The following is an 18,462-nucleotide window of genomic DNA, read 5'->3' as shown; positions in this document are numbered from 1 at the left end:
CCTGACTGAATTATAAAATTACGTCCAGCATACGGGCGGATTTTTCGTCTAAACCGCGCATAGCATGAGGGGTATTGGAGTCGAAGTATAAGGAGTCTCCGGCTTCAAGTATCAGTATACTGTCATCAAGCCTCAGCTCCAACTTGCCCTCCAGAACATAAATGAATTCCTGCCCGCGATGTGTGGTAAAATTCATATCCTCAGGCTTTTTAGCCGGAACTTCAATCATGAAAGGTTCCATGCGCCTGCCGACAAAGGTTGAAGCAAGATTTTTGTAGTCGTAGTCTTTACGCCTGTCTACACTGAACCCTTTACCCTTGCGTACAAGAGCGTAGTTCGTCAGATGGGATTCATTGCCGGAAATAAGGACAGTGAGATCCACACCGCAGACGTGTGCAACGTCCATTAGGTAACTGACAGGGATTTCATGTTCACCTGATTCATATTTTTCAACCAGAGACGGTTCTACACCGACTTTTTCCGCCAGCTGCGTTGTAGTCATATCCACAGCATCTCTAATCCCTCTGAGTCGCGGAGCAATTTCCTTGTATGCCTTATTATTACTCATGCAGCAGCCTCCCTGAATTGATGGATCATATTAAAAAAACGGGGACTTTACTGATCTTGATAAAAATCCCCGTAAATTTATAATTTAATCTGGTAATTCAGATTAAAAGATTTTTAAAATGCAGTTTTCTTTGTTTTTTAAGCATCTGGGAACATTTCTCTAGCAAGTTCTCTGAGCTTATATTTTTGAATTTTGCCACTGGCTGTCATGGGGTAAGCTTCAATGAACGCAATGAATTTAGGAATTTTATACTTCGATATTTTTCCTCTGCAATAGTCTGCAACATCTTCAGGAGTCATCTCAACGTTGTCTTTAAGAATGATGAATGCCCCTACCTGTTCCCCGAATTTTTCACTTGGAACTCCGGCAACTTGAATATCCAGTATGCCGTCCATTGTGTACAGGAATTCTTCAATTTCACGCGGGTAGATGTTTTCTCCGCCGCGAATAATCATATCTTTGAGCCTTCCGGTAACAGCGACATAGCCCTGCTCATCCATAACACCGAGGTCGCCGGAATGGAGCCAGCCGTTAATGTCAATATTAGCCGCAGTGGCTTCAGGGTTTTTGTAGTATCCTTTCATAACATTGTAGCCGCGACAGCAGATTTCACCTGTTTCGCCGTAAGTGCATTTCTTACCGCTTTCAGGGTGGATAATCGCAACTTCAATTTCAGGCATAGCGCGGCCTACGGAAGCAGTTCTGCGTTCTAGATCATCGTCCATACGAGTCTGCGTCATAACCGGTGATGCTTCGGTTAAGCCGTAACAGATAGTGATGTCTTTCATGTTCATTTTGTCCATGACCGTTTTCATAACTTCAACAGGGCATGGAGAACCGGCCATGATTCCGGTGCGCAGGGAGGAGTAATTGAATTTATTGAAAAGTTTGTGGTCAAGAATAGCAATGAACATTGTAGGCACGCCGTATAAAGCCGTGCACTTTTCCTGATCAATGGAAGCCATGACTAATAGCGGATCAAATCCTTCAAGGATGACCAGTGTCGTGCCGTGGTTGACGGCGGCAAGCACACCGAGCACGCAACCGAAGCAGTGGAAGAGTGGAACAGGCAGACAAAGCCTGTCGTTTGACGTAAACCCCTGATTTTCTCCGATCCAGTATCCGTTGTTAGCAATATTGTAGTGTGTGAGCTGTACACCTTTGGGGAACCCTGTGGTTCCGGAGGTGTACTGCATATTGATAACATCATGAGGATTCAGGGATGCTTGTCTTTCTTCATATTCTTCGTCGGAAGTAACTGCAGCGAGGTTTATAACTTCAGGCATGGAGTACATGCCGCGGTGCTTTTCCTGTCCCAGAAAGAAAACTCTTTTAAGGTCAGGGAATTTATCACTTTGAAGATAACCCCTTTCATGAGTACGCAGTTCAGGGATTAGTTCATAGGTTGTGTTGATGTAATCAATTTCTCTGAAACCGTCGATTATGACTAGGTTCTCGCATTCGGATTGCTTGAGAAGATATTCCAGCTCAGTCGTGCGGTAAAAAGTATTAACTGTAAGAAGAATCGCTCCGATTTTGGCTGTGGCAAACTGCAAAGCTACCCAGTAAGGGACGTTTGTTGCCCATATCGCTACTTTTTCACCTTTTTTGATACCTAGAGCCATAAGCCCCATAGCCAGATCATCAACCATTGTTCCGAATTCACGGTAAGTTGCTCTGAAATCCCGATCAACGTAGACAACAGCTTCATTGTCAGGCCATTTTTCGACGGTCTCATCAAGAAGAGCACCGAGAGTTATTTCCCTGAGATGTGATTTTTCCATGTTATTCTCCACTTTAATCTCTTATTCAGGGAAATACAGGACTGCGTAAATTTCGCACTTGCTGTCGCCGTAAGCTGCAACACTGTGAGGAACTACAGAGTTGTAATATGTGCTGTCACCGGCTTCCAGAATTGATGTTTCTTTGCCGTAAACAACTTCAAGCTGTCCGGAAACAACAATTATAAATTCTTCTCCTTCGTGAGAAGTAAGCTTATGCTCTTCATTACTAGGTTCAATTTGAATGAAGAAAGGCTCCATGTGACGGTCTGTTTTTCCTTTACCAAGGGCAAAGTATTTCAGAGAAGCAGCTGTTTCATCATCAGGATGCATGGTAAGTTCCTGCTGACGTTCATCTAACCTGATAATGAGTGGATCTTTGCTGATGTGATCATCAAGAAAAGTACCGAGTCTTACACCGAGAGCTCTTGCAATCTTCAGCAGCGGGCCGAGCGAAGTATACTTATCTTTTTCTTCAAGTGCTTCGAGAAAATCGATGCCAAGGCCAGTACGTTTTGAGAACTCTTGAAGACTGATATTCTGCTTTTCTCGGAAAGTTTTAATACGGTGTCCTATTATAGTTTTTGTCATACTGCCCTCTGCTGGTCTGTTTCTGCTCTACACGGGATTGTGTACAGGTGATTGTAAAGTCTTTTGTGATGAGTACTTACATTAACAATATTAATTTGTCATTATTCAGTTTAACCGGGCTGAAATGCCATAGAGAAATGGTATCTTAGCGGCAGGTTGTACAGTACTGTTACAAAAATGTATGTTAAAGCGCAATTTATAAGATAATTTCATAATTCGCTGTAGCAGATCCGGATTCATGCCTTTTGATAGAATTTGTTAGTGGCCTTCTTTTTAAAAATTATCTATGTTTGTTCTCAAAGTTTTGAAATAATCAAGGAAATATTAATGGGCGCAGCAGAAGAGAATAAAGATAGAAAGAAGATTCAAGGTGTTTTTTCCAGTCAAAATGTGCAGAAGATTGGAACAGGAACAACCGTGCGTCGAACCATCAGTAAAATGTATTGGATGGCGGAAGAAAAAGATGACGGAAGTCTGGAAGTTCAGGCGCTAAGCACCAACTATGTCCCTTCCGGTCCGAAGACTACGGTTACAATGGAAGAATTTTTATCAAAATATTCCCCTGAGCCTGAATTTTATGTTTCAACCGTATATCCTAAAATGCAGGAACTTAGCGGGGCTGTGCAGCGCGGAGAAAAAGCAAGGCAGGCCGGAGCCACGTACAGTGCTGAATTTGAATTTCAAAATGCACTGGGCGTAGATGAAGATAATGTCCGGGCAAACTTCGGGCTGGGTCTTACCTACATGGAGCGTGGAGAATCCAGCAAAGCTAATGATATATTTGAAAGGCTTGTCGGGCTCGATGCTGCTTTTGAAGCTGAACATAAGCACCTTTTCAATGAGTTCGGTATCAACCTGAGAAAAACAGGTATGCAGGATCAAGCCATAGATTATTATAACAGGGCGCTTGAAATGTCTCCAAATGATGAGAACCTGCACTATAACATGGCTCGTGCGTATTTTGAGAAAGGATTGTTTGATAAAAGTGTTGAGCATTTAGAAAAAGCTCTCAGCATTAATGCTGACCACCCGGAAGCACAAAAATTTCTTGATTATATCAGAAACATGCAGTCCAAAGCGTAGGTAGGAATAAATATCTCTTTTTGAAACTGATTCTTATTAAAAAAGCAACTACTCTTTCAGAATAGTTGCTTTAAATAACGTAGTAAATAGTAAGATTCTATCTATATCTTTTCCAGCAGGGCAGAATAGAAAAATTCTTTCAGCTGTGAATCAGGAGATGTAGTCCATTCCTTTTTTAGACGTCCATCTTTATTTTTCTTTAAAAAATTAGCGATTTGCTCATTATTCTCTGCCGGATTGAGTGTGCAGGTTATGTATGCTAAAAATCCACCCTTACGAATTGTTTTCCAGCCGTTATCAAGTATTTTAGACTGCAAAAGAACCAGAGATTCCGTATCTTCAAGGGAACGCTTGAACTTGGTATCCGGTCTTCTTGATAAAACCCCAAGACCTGAGCAAGGAACATCCAAGAGCGCGGTTCCGATTGATTCATGAGCCAGCGGAGGATTGATTGCAGATCCTCTGAACGCTGAAATTTTAGGAAATTCTTTTTTAAGTGCACTGAGTCTGCCGATATTTGGATCACTGGCAAGAACCGGTGAAATTTCGTTGTGCATCAAGTAACGGGATTTACCGCCGCGCCCTGAACAGCCGTCCCACACCGGTGTCGGCCAGCTTGAAGGTTCAAGTATGGAAAGCGCCACTCTTGCCGCGTAACTTTGTCTGGTAAGAACTTTTTCCGAAAGCCCGCTTAGTGCTTCGGGGCGAACTCCTGAGTGAAAGGCGAAACCTTCGCCGTCAGAAGCAATAAATTCTTTTTCCATGAGCATGGTAGCCGCCGCCGCTTGTCCGGCATCATCTGAAGTATCAATTGCAAATCCGGCTGCAGGAGGACAAATTTGAGCCTCAAGGTATTTAATAGCTGTATCTCTGCCGTAACTGTCAATCCAAAGCTCAACAATCCACTGCGGACACGCGTAGTAGGCAGCTAGAGCTTTCATTTCATCATGAATATTTCTGCGGAAAAATTCGATATCTACGCCGTCCTCAGCTAGTCTTGCCACTTTACGCAGCACCGCATTGGCGAGACCTCCAAGTTTTCCCTGAGTAAGCCGTTTAACAGAATCAACACCCCAGTCTACGGAAGCATAGGCTGGAACATCCATATGCAGAATTTCGTAGGAAGCAATTCCAAGTACCTGCAGAACAGGAGCAGGAAGCCCTTCAGGTCTGGAGAGAAAACAGCCCAGAACATGTTGCAGACGGATTCGCATCCGTAGATAGCCGTATAAAATTTCGGTAATAAAGCCGCGGTCACGTTGAGCCAGATCATTTGATGAAAGGGCTGAGTCCAGTATGGCCTGAGCATCCATTCCACTATCAAGAGCTTTGGATACACAATCAAAAGCCAGCCCTCTGGGACCCGGCAAGGATATATTTTTCATCAGATAATTTCCGTTTTTTAGAGGCCGCTAAGTGGCGTCATGCCGACATTCTTGTCTGCATCCGCAGGTAGTTTTTCAGCTTTAATAAATTTACGCAGTGCATTTTCAACTGCTATAATAGACACTTGAGTATCAAGACAAGGGCCGTGCGGACGCTCGTTGAGGACTCCGAAGACCGGTAGCGGATAAGTGTCCTGAATTCCGCTGGCAAGGTCGCGTTCGCAGGCTATAGCAATGATAAGCTGCGGCCTTTTTTCGACAACAATACGTCTTGCAATGGTTCCGCCTGTTGCAACCGCGAAGTGTGCTCCGTATTTATCGCGGAGTTCCAGAAGACCTTTTATGGTACAAAGTCCGCAGCGTTTGCAGTTGTCCACATCATAAGTAAGGCGCATATCGCATTTACTGTTTTGCAGACAGTGAGGCGTAAGCATTAAAATTTTATCAGGGTCGCATGTTCCGGCTTTTGACTGCACCAGCTCATTGTTGACCTTAATAAAGGAAGCTCTGATTTTACGTTTGGACAGGCCGAAAATTCTTCCAAGTATCGTCATCAGCGGAAGAAACAGCTTTATTGTCAGGCCGCGAGCTTTTTTAGAAAAAGGAAATGTCTTCCCAAGAACTATACTCGCCAACAAGGCCAGATAAGCCCATCCGACAAGCAGTATAAGTGCTGTAACGACTATACCAAGTATCCATGCAGCCCATGGTCCGAAGGAGGATATCCCCACATACGGCACATACCATAGCGAAGCTAGAAACAGGCAGAGCAAAAAGCTCGTGCCGGTAATCAGGCCGATGAATAATCTTTTTTTAGATTTTTTTTCAACACTCACTTTTAGCAATCCGAACCGGAGGATAAAGACTCCGTATTAGTTGGCTGTGTACGCAAATTGCTCATATATCCGCACATGAAGGCACGTCCGTCCATGTCTTTTTTCCCTGCAGGTTTTACTTTTTCTGCAAGGTAAATTTTATCTTTGCAAGCTATTTCCAGAAATCCGTCAGATTCTCCGATGATTGTGCCCGGAGTGTAGTTCCCGGAGTCTTTATCGCTGACTTTGCCGGGAGTTACTACTAAGCGCAGTGGCTCTTTGCCCTCGCTTTTTTCATCATCTGGCTGCCAAAAGAAATATGCACCGGGGGAAGGATGCATAGCGCGAATCTGATTATGCACTTCCTTTGCATCTTTATTCCAGTCTATTAATCCGTCTTTTTTGGTAAGCTTGGCGGCGTAAGTGGCAAGTTCATCATCCTGCGTCATTACAGCGAGTCTGCCTTCCTGATAGCGGGAAATTGTTTCCATGACCAAAGGACCGCCCATAGCGGCCAGCTCATCATGAATTTTGCCTGCGTAGTCGTTCCATGCAATCCCGAGCGCCTGCTGAAGAAGCATCGGACCTGTATCAAGTCCTGCCTCCATTTTCATAATGGTGATGCCGGTAGCGATATCTCCGTTCTGAATGCAACGCTGAATGGGCGCAGCTCCTCTGTACTTAGGGAGCAGGGAACCGTGTACATTGAGAGGCATTACCGCAGGTATATCCAAAACTTCCTGCGGGAGGATCAGTCCATATGCAGCCACAACAAGGAAATCAGGTTTCAGTGAACGCAATAGTTCCACATCGGCCTTGTCTTTGAAATTCAGCGGCTGAAACACGGGAATACTGTGTTTCAATGCTGCTTCTTTCACAGGGGAAGGCTTAAGTTTATGGCCGCGTCCGCATGGCCGGTCCGGCTGGGTATAGACTCCGATTACATCGCAACCGTCCCATTCCTGAAGATATTCAAGAGTGGTGGAGGCGAAATCCGGAGTACCCATGAAAACTATTCGCCAGCGTCGATCTTCTCTTGTTGCTGCCATTTTTTAATCTTCTTATCGTACATTGATTTTTTTAGACGGCCCACTCTGTTGACAATGAGAGTTCCGTCGAGGTGATCTATTTCATGCTGCAGAACGATAGCCAAAAATTCATCGGCTTCGATTTTTAGATCATTACCGTTTTCATCCATTCCGGTCACGGTAACTTTTTCGCTGCGCTTGATAACGCAACTGAAAGTAGGGCAGGACAGGCAGCTTTCTTCGGAATCAACTTTGCCTTCGCTGGCAATAATCTCAGGGTTGATAATTATTTGCAGATCTTCTCTGTTTTTAGGGCCTGACGGATCAATAACGATCAGGCGGATCTTTTCTCCGATCTGCGGCGCGGCAAGTCCTACTCCGTCATCTTCGTACATAGTCTCAACCATGTCATCGATGAGTTTTTTCAGCTCAGGAGTAATTTTTTCAACAACAGCGCATTTCTCTGCAAGATTAGGATCAGGATATTTAAGAATATCGAGTTTCATCGTACTTGAGATTCCCTTTGGATATTCCGCACATAAAGTTGTTTCGGAACTCCGTAGTTATTTAAGGCATATAATGGTGTCTTAGCGACATTTCCACTCCGGCCTGCTCTATACAGGCCGGAGTGTTATCTTTTAATCATTTAATTTGTAAAGACGCCCGTTTTTTAGGCTTCTTTCTTTTCGCGAAGTCTGATTCCAAGCTCACGAAGTTGTGTGCTTGCAACAGCAGACGGTGCTTCCGTCATCAGGCAGGTCGCCTTCTGGGTTTTAGGGAAGGCGATAACGTCTCTGATGGATTTTGCTCCGCATAATATCATAATAAGTCTATCCAGACCAAAGGCAATACCACCATGAGGCGGTGCTCCGAATTTGAGAGCGTCCATGAGGAAGCCGAATTTGGAGCGGGCTTCTTCTTCACCGATACCTAAGGCTGAAAACATTTTCTGCTGCATTTCCGGTGTATGGATACGGATTGAACCGCCGCCGATTTCGTAACCGTTGATTACGATATCATATGCACGTGCAAGAGCTGCGTCCGGATTTTCGGTTATTGTGTCCATCTGTCCGACCTGCGGAGAGGTAAAAGGATGATGTCTTGCAACATAGCGTTTTTCCTCAGGATTGTACTCAAGCAGCGGGAAGTCGGTAACCCATAACGGAGCAAATGCGCTTTCATCAATGAGTCCGAATCTTTCGCCGAGTTTAAGCCTCAGTGAACCAAGTGCGGTATTGGCAATATCTGCTGATCCGGCCTGGAAAAAGAGGATGTCTCCGGGCTGTACTCCGGTAAGTTCTTTGAGTTTTGCTATTTCATCTTCGCTGAAGAATTTAACGATTGGTGACTGCCATTCGCCGTCTTCTTTGATTTTGATCCATGCAAGACCTTTTGAACCGTATATTTCAACAAACTTTGTGTATTCGTCTATTTCTTTACGGCTGAGTTCCGCTCCGCCGGGAACACGCAGAACTTTAACCAGTTCGGATTTACTGAAAACTTTGAAGTCTGAACCTTTGAATATTTCAGTTGCTTCCTGAAGTTTCAGGTCGAAACGAACGTCCGGTTTATCAACACCGTAATCTCTAATTGCTTCTGCGAAGGTCATGCGCGGGAACGCTGCAGGAAGTTCTTTCGCAATTGTTTCACTGAAAACAGTACGAATCATGTTTTCAGCCATGTTCATGATTGTTTCTTCGTCAGTGAAGCTCATTTCAATATCAATCTGAGTAAATTCAGGCTGACGGTCTGCGCGCAGATCTTCATCTCTGAAACATTTAACAATCTGGAAATAACGGTCTAGGCCGGAAACCATGAGCATCTGCTTAAAGAGCTGCGGAGACTGCGGAAGAGCGTAAAATTCACCGTTGTTCATGCGGCTCGGGACCAGAAAGTCACGCGCGCCTTCAGGGGTACTCTTAGTCAGAACAGGTGTTTCAACTTCAAGGAATCCGAGTCCGTCCAGATAGCGGCGAACTGACTGTGCAGCTTTGTTGCGCAGAATAAAATTCTTGGCAAGGATAGGGCGGCGCAGGTCTAAAAAGCGATATTTAAGACGGAGCTGTTCAGCCGCGTCAGTACGATCTTCAATAGCGAAGGGAGGAGTTTCGGAAGTATTAAGAAGCTTCCACTCGTCAACGATGATTTCAACTTCGCCTGTAGTCAGGTTCTTGTTGACCATGCCATCTGGGCGCAATCTGACATTTCCTTTAATAGCAACAACATATTCAGAACGGATAGCGTGAGCGCGTTCATGAACATCTGTGTTGTGTTCGGGGCTGAAAACAACCTGTGTAAGCCCTTCGCGGTCACGCAGGTCAATAAAAATCAGGCCGCCGTGATCGCGGCGAAATTGAACCCAGCCCATCAGCAGGACTTCTTCACCGAGATTTTTTGCAGTTACTTCATTACAGTTGTGAGTTCTTTTCCAACCGCCAAGGTCTTCAATAACTCTGTATTCGTCGTAACTGCGCTCTTCTGTTTGTTCAGACATTGTTATAGTCTCTCCCGGGATTTTATTTGAAATATTCGTCGCGTGGCAGGGATTCCTGTCCGCCTTCAATCATGTCTTTGACAGTAACCGTTCCGTTTTCAACTTCATCAGTTCCGAATATAAAACATTTCTTTACTTCAAGCTTGTTGGCCTGACGTAATTGACTTTTCATGCTGGTGGCGACAAAAGCCGCTTCACCTTTGAGTCCTGATTTGCGCAGTTTTTCTGCAAAAATCAAGGCGTCTCCGGCAGCCCTCTGATCAACCAGAGCTACATAGAAATCAAGTTTTTCTTCAAAATTACCGCTTAGCAGCATGGCGAGTCTTTCCATTCCGCAGGCAAAACCTATGCCGGGAACCTGTTTAGGCCCACCAAGGCTCTCAACAAGCCCGTCATAGCGACCTCCGCCTGCTACTGCTGTCTGCGCACCGATATCACCGGATGTGACTTCAAAAGCTGTTCTTTGATAGTAATCAAGCCCGCGTACAAGGCGAGGATTGAGAGTGTAGACCAGTCCGGCTTCATTGATAAGAGCAATTACCGCATCAAAGTGATCTCTGCAATCTCCGCAAAGGTGGTCAGGTATGGAGGGAGCATCTTTTGTCAGTTCTGCGCATTTTTTATTTTTACAATCCAGAACTCTGAGCGGGTTGGAATTTACGCGACGCTGGCAGTCTTCACAAAGCTCTTCTTTATTTATACTGTTAAAAAAGTCATCAAGAGCTTTGCGGTAAAGCGGTCTGCATTCCGGGCATCCAAGAGAGTTAAGCTCAAAGGAAAGTTTTTCCAGACCGATTTTATTTAGAAAAGTTGCGAGCATGAGCAGTACTTCTGCATCAGCCTGAGGTTCGCTGGCTCCGAAAATTTCTGCATCAAGCTGATGGAACTGGCGCATGCGGCCTGCCTGCGGTCTTTCGTAGCGAAACATGGGGCCGTAAGTGTAAAGCTTGGTTACTTTGCCCGGCTGGTAAATTTTATTTTCCACGTAAGCGCGGACGACTCCGGCTGTGGCTTCGGGGCGCATGGTTAAAGAGCGGCCCTTGCGGTCAGGAAAAGTGTACATTTCTTTTTGTACAACATCGGTTTCTTCACCGATGGAACGACAGAAAAGTTCAGTTTTTTCCAGAATCGGAATTCTAAGCTCGCCGTAACCGTAAGCTGAAAAAACTTCTCTGGCGGTTCTTTCCATGAAGGCATATTTTGCACTTTCTTCAGGAAAAAGGTCTGCAACACCTTTTATTTTTTGTATTTTTGCCATAACTCTTCTCTTTGCTTATTTCCAAGGTAATTAGTAACAAAACAGGCTCTAAATTGGTTCGGAGCGTGGAACCAAATTTCGTTAGTCCAATATGCTGTGAATGTCAAAAAAAGCAAGCTTTGCGGGAAATATCAGATCTATCGGGATTGCCAAATTTTTCAACGTACGGCATGAATCAGGTAATGTTAGATTTTAGATAAAACAATGATAATTCAAAAGACTTCGGAGAATATATTATGAACGTGATAAGTACAGATGATTATGCAAGTTTTATAGGTCCTAATGCAGGGAAATATCTATTTAATTTCGCCAAGTTTCAATCACTGCGTGATGGTTTTGTCGCCACATGGCACTGGCCTGCATTTTTGTTCGGGTTCTGGTGGTTTTTGTACCGCAAAATGTATTTCTGGGCTTTTGTCACATTTTTAGTAGGCTTTCTTCCTTTTGGAAATCTGATTGCCCAGCTCGGGTACGGTCTCAGTGCGTACTTTTTTTATTACCGCGATACCACCTCTAAAATCGCTGGCATAATGTCTATGTATCCAAGCCAGAACACCCGCATGATTCTGGAAGATACCGGCGGTGTACACGGCTGGGTTAAGATTGTGGGGGTAATTTGTTTCTTCCTGCAACCGGCATGGATCTTTTTTGTGTCGCTATTTTTCGGCGGGGCATTTCTTTTTTCATTTCAGCATGTGATGATGTAATGTTGGTTGTGGGGCAACACTTAATAATCCATGGACTGGCGCAAAAGTGGAAATTCACATCAATTAGTTTTTTATTAATTCTAATTGTGATTTTTTCTGGTTGCCAAAGTTCGTATGCATCAAAATGATGCCTCGATCTTTTTAGGCCCACCCCTTGGCAAAACACTTGTTCTTAGCCGTGACGATGGAACAGTGATAAAAAGAACTACCACTGCAATCTCTGAAGCAGGCGTTTATTTTATTGAAGATAAAACTAGGCTGCCTGTTAAAAAAATTAAGGGAAAACCGATACGGCTTCCCCTTAATTAAAATTTCTCTTGTAGCAACTGCGTCTGTTAAGGACGCCGATCTTTATAGGCTGTCAGATTATTCGTTAACAGCTTCAAGCTGTTTGCGGATATACTCCAACTCATCAACGGATTTTTCTGATGCTTGTTCGTCTAAAACCTTGGCAAAAAAGGTAATCAGGTTTTCTGTATCCACTCCCAGCAGAATAGATCCATTTGAAACCAGACACATTTCACCTTGATCTTCCATTAAATAAGCACGTTTTTCGCGCTCATCCCCTTTTCTGGAGGACACAGAATATCCGGTGCGACCTTTTTCGCTTAAGTAAATTTTTTCTGAAACAAGCTCACCGCTCCGCTCGCAGTAATTCATGGCCTCGTTTTCAAGCTTTCCGGCAAAAGAAATCGGACCACCGAAGTCGTTTTCTAAATTGACTCGCTTAAGTCTTCCTTTTTTTTTCATGATCACGTCCACCAGTTTTGCTTAAATGGGCAGTTTCAGTTGTTTAGAACCGGTCTTTTCGTCTTTTTCTTTGCTCCGCGGTGCTTGCAACGCAGACTCAATGTATTCCAGCAAAGAGCTTTCAGGTACGCGCCATTGGCTCCCTACTTTGATACCGCGAATCTTCCCTTCCTGAATCAGCCTGTAAGCCGTTCTGGAGTGGATTCGAAGCGTATCAGCGATCTCACGCACCGTGTAGAGAGTAGGCGACGGAGTCAAAGACTTATCCTAATTTTTCATTATTACACTACAATTAGTATCCTATGACACAGTTTGTCAAAAAAAGTCAAAGATTGTCATTCCTGCTCACATTTATCTGCAACAACACTCCAACATGCATCAAGTTCATTAAAATTACAGACAAAATAATCACTCATGAGCAACCAAAAGGATCGCAACCACAAACGTGGCTGAAAAAAATATTTCCCTTTTTTTCATATTTCTACGAAAAAAACGGTTATCTCAGCATTGCAATGATCGTTTCACAACAAAATCCCCTCAGAGGCAGATTGCCTCTGAGGGGATTTTGTAATTGATTTAATGGATCAAGACTTTAAAATCTGAGCCGTTTATCTCTGGGCCAGTAACCTTTGTAATCATAGCACAGAAAAATTGTGAATTTACGTGCAGGTTTACCTCGGAAAGTAGTCTGTAAATGAATAGGAGGGCTAATGCGTTTAAACATTTTCACAAGCTCTCTATCCGGACTTTCTTTAAAATCTTTAAGTACATAGATAGAATCCCATCCTATCTTATCTTGCGGCCCTGCCCACAGGTCATACTGATTCATACGCCTGTCTATCCATGCGCAGTAAGTGCGGGGCTGCCCCGGGACATAGAAGGCCAATGCTGCTGTCATATCATACTGTTCACTCATTATAAAAACCTTTGAAGGGTCTTTAAACTGTGTTTTTTCGAGATTCACCACCTGCTCACCCAGATCTGTCCATCCCTTAAGACGATGAGCCGGATTAAGATTATCAGGTATTGGAACAAGATTCTGAAAATGAAGCAGTAAAAATATCAATATACCGAGGAACAACCAGACAGACCGTAAATGTCCCCTTCTACTCCAGAAGTGATCGAAACTGAGACCGGCAAGCATTACACCTGCCACATATGAAATAACTGCCCAGTTGCCGAGAACCTTGGCGTGAAAACTCCATATAAAAAAGAAAAGCCATACAGGAATAAAGAAAACGGCAAGCAGTGCGCCCTGTTTATTGCTTAATCCTAATATATTTTTAGGTTTTTTCTTAACAACAACAGCGATTGCGCTGCATCCGCCAATAACCATAAAAACAAACCACCATGGACTGACCATGCCGATTTGTTCTCCTAGGTAAGGCAGCACTCTATCAAATCTGATAAGCTGTGAAGCTTTTGAACCTTCAGCTCCAATCAGATATAGAACATGCTTATATCCCACAAAATTATTCTGACAGTTCCAGATCAAGGTGGGCAGAAAACCGATAAAAACACCTGATCCGAGAGCTGCAAGCAGCTTCTTGAAAAATCCGCTTGGAAGTCCTTCTTTCTTAAGCAAAATCAATGCATAAAAGATTGAAAGTCCTATGAAACCTAGCATTGTATATTTTGCAAGTATGCCTATAGCAAGGAATACAGCGATAAGAACAAAAGGAAGCTTTCGGGATTCATTTGAGTCCCGCTCAAGGCCCGGAGGATAAGGAATGGTTGCGGAATATAAAGCAAATAAAGCACATGTCCAGCACAGAATAAACGGGTTATCTGTAGTCATAAGTATTCCAAGCGCGAGAAAAACCGGCATGGAATTATAAATAATGAGCGTCCAGACGGCAGCTCCGGGGCGTTTCCAGAGTTTTGCCATTCCCCAGAAAAGGACAATCTGAGTCAGCATAGAGCCTACGACAGATCCGAAACGAACTCCGAATTCAGTGTTGCCGAAAACGAAAGTCCACGTCGAAATAATGCAGGCTATCAGCGGTCCTTTGGAATAATAGGTAAGCTGCATGTTGCGGGTCCAGTCCCAATACTGCGCTTCATCCTGAACAAGATTAAGCTGACCTGACCCTAAAAACCATATCCGCGCGAAGGTTGTGAAAACAATTATTATGACAGCCCAGATCATAGGCTTATTTTTAAAAGAATTCGATAATGATGACACTTAAGAGGACCTCCTTACGAGGATAATTTTATCCGAGCCTGTCGAAGTTTATAACAAGGCGGCAAAGATTCGAAATAATATTAATCTTGAAAAAACAAAACCCCCGGAAATCGGGGGCGAAAACCGACAAAAAAGAATTTATTTAAATCAAAGACCAAGGCTTTTAATACGCTCTTCAGGTGTGATTATCTGAGTGATTCTGAATCCGAAATTTTCATTGATAACAACGAGTTCTCCACGAGCGACCAAACGACCCTCCACATACATATCCAGAGGTTCGCCAGCAAGCTTATGTAACTCGATCACAGTTCCCTGACCGAACTGGATGATTTCGTTAACCAACAGTTTTGTACGTCCCATCTCAACTTTTACTTCAAGAGGGATATCCAAAATTCGTCTAAGTCCGTCTTCCCTTCCCATACGGCTCCAAGGTGGTTAATAGTTGAACTTTTGAAAATATACCCCAAAAGAACACAAACAACCAGTAAAACCAAACACGCCCTAATTTAAGCGTAACCAGCTGCTATTTAACTCTTTCTATCTTAACGCCGGATTCTCGATCCGGCTCAAGTGCAAGGATACTTTCCGCGCTGTTTGCAAAAAGTTCCAGAGGGTGATGGCTTATGACCAGCACCTGAAAATCAAGCCTTTTCGCAATAATGCTTATCAGCTCCATGAACCTAGGTACAAGATTAGGTCTTAACCAGCAATCCTGTTCATCTAACACAAGAAAAGGACGATGTAACTCAGGATTAAGCCTTGAAAGAGCAATGAGCCTGAGCCCTACAGAAAGGATGTTGCAGACAGAACCGCCCTGTCCGACCATGATATCTTCCTCGCCGCCCTGATTGAGAATCTGAAAATCAACCTGCAGTTTTTTATCGCGGATAGAAGCAATCGCTTTGACCTCGCGCTCCTGCCCGAGAATCTCTCTTATAGCGTGGGTGAGATTTGTTTCAAGCTCGCTTAGAAGCTCTCCGAACAGTGCAGTTGTAAGCTCTTCCATCCTCTTTTCAGCTTCAGGAGCTATTTGAAGGAATTCATCAATCTTCTGAATTCCAGCTCGCAGCTTAATCCAGTCATCAGCTCGTGCGGATGCTTTTGCTGTAAGTTGTCCGGCTCTGCGCTCAAGAGACTCTAAAGAAGGAAGTTCTTCACTGAAATTCACAGCTATTGTCCGCCACCGTTTTCAAGCTTCTGCAGCCCGTCTACGATAGAAGTAATATGCGCCCTGTATTCTGCGACGAGTCTGGAATTTTCAGTTCTTTTTTCTTCAAGCAACTGACTGAGTTTTTCAGGATCGGATGTTCCGTATTGCTGAGCGGCTTGTTCTTCCAGCTCGGCAAGTTGCCTGCCTATATTATCAAGATTCTGCTCAGTACGGACTTTATCCTCACGGAGTCTTTCATATTGCTGTTTAAGCAGATTAAGTTCCTGCTCAAGTCCATTATCATTTACTGCGTTACCTGTTGCCATCCGTTACCTCCGTATATAAATCCCAAATCAGCTTACTTTCCGGCTGATCAGGATCAATGTTCTCTTCCAAAAATTGTTTAAGACCTGAACCTTCATGGGTTCTCTTCCATGCAAGTCTCTCAAGACCCTGCAAAAACTTGGATTCAGCCGCGTCTGCATCATCCTGCTCCGGCAAAAATTCCTGATTTGGAAAGACCTCGTAAAAACCGCGATGCGGGATGTCCCATCTTTCCAGGTCAGTACAGTGCGGAGTCCAGATTGTTGCTTGCGGCTTGCGCTCTAATGAAAGCCTGGTAAACGCCATACGTGATATATTACCGGGGTTAGCCCATGTTGTTCCGCCTGCGGTACTACTTGGGCGCGGACCATGAATATGACCGTTTATCAGCCAGTCAATTCCGGGAATTTCTTTAATGGCATAATGAGGCTTTTTATAATTTGGGAAAGCCACATTATGATGAGCAACCCATACGACCTTGATGAATTTACCATTCTCCCTCTCAAACTCCTCACGCTCAAATTCTTTAGGAATAGGAAATCCGTCAGGACTTGCGCCTACGAGAACATTTCCTTCAGGAGTTTCAAGCACAAAAGCCGGTCCCGGTTCGCTCATCAATCTGACAACATTTGCAGCGTCCAGTACGGCCATTGAAACATCAGGTGTAAATCTGGCCTGATACTTGTCGTGATTGCCGATAAGCACAAAGGGTTTATACGGACCGAACAAAGCGATTAAATCTACCAATAAACTGTTTGAATTGTCACGAGGCCAATGAAAAAGATCACCTAAAATAAGCGGAACAAGGTTCAATTCTTTTGACCGTTTTAGACACGCTTCCAGTTTATCCAGAATATCTGAAGTATAAGAGCTTAAACGTTGTCCGGGTGGAGTTGCCGCAATATGCGGATCACCAATCAAAAAAAGCCCGTCAGCTTGTATATGCTCAAGATTCATGACCGATTTCTCCGATAAGTTTATCCGCAGTGAGTTCATTTCCGCACAGCGGGCAACTGCCTATTTCGGCTAATCTTTTTTTAATTTTAGATTCAAGCATCACTCTGGATTCTTCCAGTTTTTCCAGTACACATCTCGACTGTTCCTGACTTTTTTTAAGAGAATTGATACTACCGATTATCTGGATTAAATTTGAATTATCAAACAGTTCAGGAGCAGAAGCTAACGGCTTTAAAGCCTGTGCTCTGCGGGAAATATTTTCGGCAAAAATTTTGTTGCGTACAATATTGCTGATGGTTGCGCAAAGAGCTGAAAGATTCTCCACCATAGGAGGAGATGCCAGTAATGACAGAACTTTTTGTCTCTTACTTTGAGCCTTTACTGCTGAAGAGAGTTGCTTATAGCGTACAATTTTTAATTCCAAATCTTTAACAGGAAAAAGTTGAGGCGGCTCCGCAAGTTCTTCTAAACTGTGTGCCCTGCTTTTCAGGTTTGAGCTCTGATGGCGGAAATTTCCAAGCTGCAAATTTGTTTGCTCAAGCCCCCTTACAGGGAAAAGGTCAGGACCTTTTTCAAGTCCGCACAAACTTTTCTCTTTCGCAGTAAGCTTTACTTTTTCACTTTGGAGCTGATTTTTACGATTTAATAAATCCTCAATACGCGGAATTTCGCTTAAAAATTTTTCTGATCGCGCTTTTAATTCGTGAGCAGTTTCAAGCTCAAGATTAGCCTTTGGTAAATCCTGCAACTCATTAAGTTCAGCTGCGATATAATCCATTTTTTCCTGCTGAAACTTTTTATCACGATTCGCATTTCTAACGCGACTCTTAAGCTCGGTCTGCATAGCGAGCAGATGTGATGCTTCCGATGAAGATGCAAAAAACTGGGCCGCAACACTTGCAGGCTGGTCAAGCAGGAAGATCGGTTTACGCTGATCTCCGATATGGACATCTAAAAACTTATCACCTTCCAGCAACACCTGATTAAGACGTAAAATAGCCATCACATCTTCAGGAGGCTTACGCCCGAATTTTGCGTAAGTTTCATGCTCCTGCTCACCGGGTCTTGTAATTTCATACCAGGCGGTCGCTTTTTTACGAATCCAGGCAACTTTTGTCCCGTCATCCATCTCAAGTTCAACCCGCGCAACTTTTGCGCCGTGCCGCACAAAATGCTTTGGCAGCGGATTAGTAGCAATACAGCGCAACGCCTCAACAACAGAGGATTTACCACTATTATTTGGACCGGTCAGCACCGTCATACCCGGTCCCAGTTCTATCTCGGTATGTGCATGGGCCAGAAAATTTTTGAGGATAATTTTTTTAATCATTTTATATAAGAAAAGAATAAGATTTCGCTTTCAGCTGGACCAAAGAGGATAATCCC

General features: G+C 43.8%; 19 protein-coding genes and 1 pseudogene. 3 read left to right on the top strand and 17 right to left on the bottom strand.

Going from position 1 to position 18,462, the window contains the following annotated elements:
• Nucleotides 1-10: 10 nt before the first annotated feature.
• The 3 genes from B9N78_RS12290 to B9N78_RS12280 form a co-directional block, all read right to left on the bottom strand.
• Nucleotides 11-568 carry a helix-turn-helix domain-containing protein gene (locus B9N78_RS12290; protein ID WP_085102694.1) on the bottom strand — a complete coding sequence of 186 codons (558 nt, stop codon included), beginning with the start codon at nt 566-568 and terminating at the stop codon, nt 11-13.
• A 137-nt stretch (nt 569-705) separates the two neighbouring features.
• Entirely contained in the window at nt 706-2,352 is a 1,647-nt protein-coding gene (locus B9N78_RS12285) for an AMP-binding protein (protein WP_085102693.1), read from the bottom strand.
• A 21-nt stretch (nt 2,353-2,373) separates the two neighbouring features.
• Nucleotides 2,374-2,940 (bottom strand): helix-turn-helix domain-containing protein, encoded by a 567-nt coding sequence (locus B9N78_RS12280; RefSeq protein WP_085102691.1) that lies wholly within the window; start codon nt 2,938-2,940, stop codon nt 2,374-2,376.
• Between the two features lie 327 nt (nt 2,941-3,267).
• On the opposite strand from B9N78_RS12280, the gene B9N78_RS12275 reads away from it, so the two are divergent.
• Nucleotides 3,268-4,023 (top strand): tetratricopeptide repeat protein, encoded by a 756-nt coding sequence (locus B9N78_RS12275; protein ID WP_085102689.1) that lies wholly within the window; start codon nt 3,268-3,270, stop codon nt 4,021-4,023.
• A 101-nt stretch (nt 4,024-4,124) separates the two neighbouring features.
• Here B9N78_RS12275 and B9N78_RS12270 read toward each other — a convergent pair whose 3' ends face one another.
• From B9N78_RS12270 to hisS, 6 genes are all read right to left on the bottom strand, one after another.
• The gene (locus tag B9N78_RS12270; RefSeq protein ID WP_085102687.1) at nt 4,125-5,408 is read right to left on the bottom strand and encodes a transcription antitermination factor NusB; all 1,284 of its coding nucleotides are present in this window, start codon (nt 5,406-5,408) and stop codon (nt 4,125-4,127) included.
• Nucleotides 5,409-5,425: 17 nt separating this feature from the next.
• Nucleotides 5,426-6,244: a DUF116 domain-containing protein gene (locus B9N78_RS12265; protein ID WP_085102685.1), complete on the bottom strand. Its 819-nt coding sequence runs from the start codon at nt 6,242-6,244 to the stop codon at nt 5,426-5,428.
• A gap of 2 nt (nt 6,245-6,246) precedes the next feature.
• Nucleotides 6,247-7,272, bottom strand: coding sequence for a methionyl-tRNA formyltransferase (gene fmt, locus B9N78_RS12260; RefSeq protein WP_085102683.1), 1,026 nt, complete (start codon nt 7,270-7,272; stop codon nt 6,247-6,249).
• Entirely contained in the window at nt 7,236-7,757 is a 522-nt protein-coding gene (gene def, locus B9N78_RS12255; RefSeq protein WP_085102681.1) for a peptide deformylase, read from the bottom strand. Before def ends, fmt begins: the two co-directional genes overlap by 37 nt.
• Nucleotides 7,758-7,921: 164 nt before the next feature.
• Nucleotides 7,922-9,745, bottom strand: a complete 1,824-nt coding sequence (aspS, locus tag B9N78_RS12250) for an aspartate--tRNA ligase (RefSeq protein ID WP_085102679.1) — start codon at nt 9,743-9,745, stop codon at nt 7,922-7,924.
• 22 nt (nt 9,746-9,767) lie between these two features.
• On the bottom strand, nt 9,768-11,003 hold the full coding sequence (gene hisS / locus B9N78_RS12245) for a histidine--tRNA ligase (protein WP_085102677.1): 1,236 nt from the start codon (nt 11,001-11,003) through the stop codon (nt 9,768-9,770).
• Between the two features lie 236 nt (nt 11,004-11,239).
• On the opposite strand from hisS, the gene B9N78_RS12240 reads away from it, so the two are divergent.
• The gene (locus B9N78_RS12240; RefSeq protein WP_085102675.1) at nt 11,240-11,710 is read left to right on the top strand and encodes a DUF2628 domain-containing protein; all 471 of its coding nucleotides are present in this window, start codon (nt 11,240-11,242) and stop codon (nt 11,708-11,710) included.
• 114 nt (nt 11,711-11,824) lie between these two features.
• On the top strand, nt 11,825-12,019 hold the full coding sequence (locus tag B9N78_RS12235; protein ID WP_085102673.1) for a hypothetical protein: 195 nt from the start codon (nt 11,825-11,827) through the stop codon (nt 12,017-12,019).
• Nucleotides 12,020-12,076: 57 nt separating this feature from the next.
• On the opposite strand, the gene B9N78_RS12230 is transcribed toward B9N78_RS12235, so the two are convergent.
• The 8 genes and pseudogenes from B9N78_RS12230 to B9N78_RS12195 all read right to left on the bottom strand — a co-directional run bounded on the left by B9N78_RS12230 (nt 12,077) and on the right by B9N78_RS12195 (nt 18,406).
• A complete protein-coding gene (locus B9N78_RS12230) occupies nt 12,077-12,460 on the bottom strand; it encodes a hypothetical protein (protein ID WP_085102671.1) in 384 nt (127 codons plus the stop codon).
• A 21-nt stretch (nt 12,461-12,481) separates the two neighbouring features.
• Nucleotides 12,482-12,718, bottom strand: coding sequence for a helix-turn-helix domain-containing protein (locus tag B9N78_RS12225; RefSeq protein ID WP_085102669.1), 237 nt, complete (start codon nt 12,716-12,718; stop codon nt 12,482-12,484).
• 334 nt (nt 12,719-13,052) lie between these two features.
• On the bottom strand, nt 13,053-14,645 hold the full coding sequence (locus tag B9N78_RS12220) for an ArnT family glycosyltransferase (RefSeq protein ID WP_085102667.1): 1,593 nt from the start codon (nt 14,643-14,645) through the stop codon (nt 13,053-13,055).
• A gap of 147 nt (nt 14,646-14,792) precedes the next feature.
• Nucleotides 14,793-15,038: pseudogene (gene fliN, locus B9N78_RS12215) on the bottom strand (flagellar motor switch protein FliN); the annotation flags it as partial.
• A gap of 130 nt (nt 15,039-15,168) precedes the next feature.
• Nucleotides 15,169-15,813, bottom strand: coding sequence for an AAA family ATPase (locus B9N78_RS12210; RefSeq protein WP_425429861.1), 645 nt, complete (start codon nt 15,811-15,813; stop codon nt 15,169-15,171).
• A gap of 2 nt (nt 15,814-15,815) precedes the next feature.
• Nucleotides 15,816-16,121, bottom strand: a complete 306-nt coding sequence (locus tag B9N78_RS12205) for a hypothetical protein (protein ID WP_085102661.1) — start codon at nt 16,119-16,121, stop codon at nt 15,816-15,818.
• Nucleotides 16,108-17,076, bottom strand: a complete 969-nt coding sequence (locus B9N78_RS12200) for a metallophosphoesterase (RefSeq protein ID WP_085102659.1) — start codon at nt 17,074-17,076, stop codon at nt 16,108-16,110. Before B9N78_RS12200 ends, B9N78_RS12205 begins: the two co-directional genes overlap by 14 nt.
• A complete protein-coding gene (locus B9N78_RS12195) occupies nt 17,066-18,406 on the bottom strand; it encodes an AAA family ATPase (protein ID WP_085102657.1) in 1,341 nt (446 codons plus the stop codon). The genes B9N78_RS12200 and B9N78_RS12195 overlap by 11 nt, the downstream gene beginning before the upstream one ends.
• Nucleotides 18,407-18,462: the final 56 nt, after the last annotated feature.

This window comes from Desulfovibrio gilichinskyi, assembly GCF_900177375.1.
GTDB lineage: Bacteria > Desulfobacterota > Desulfovibrionia > Desulfovibrionales > Desulfovibrionaceae > Maridesulfovibrio > Maridesulfovibrio gilichinskyi.
Note: the sequence above shows the minus strand (reverse complement) of the source record. Positions and strands in the feature narration are given on the sequence as shown.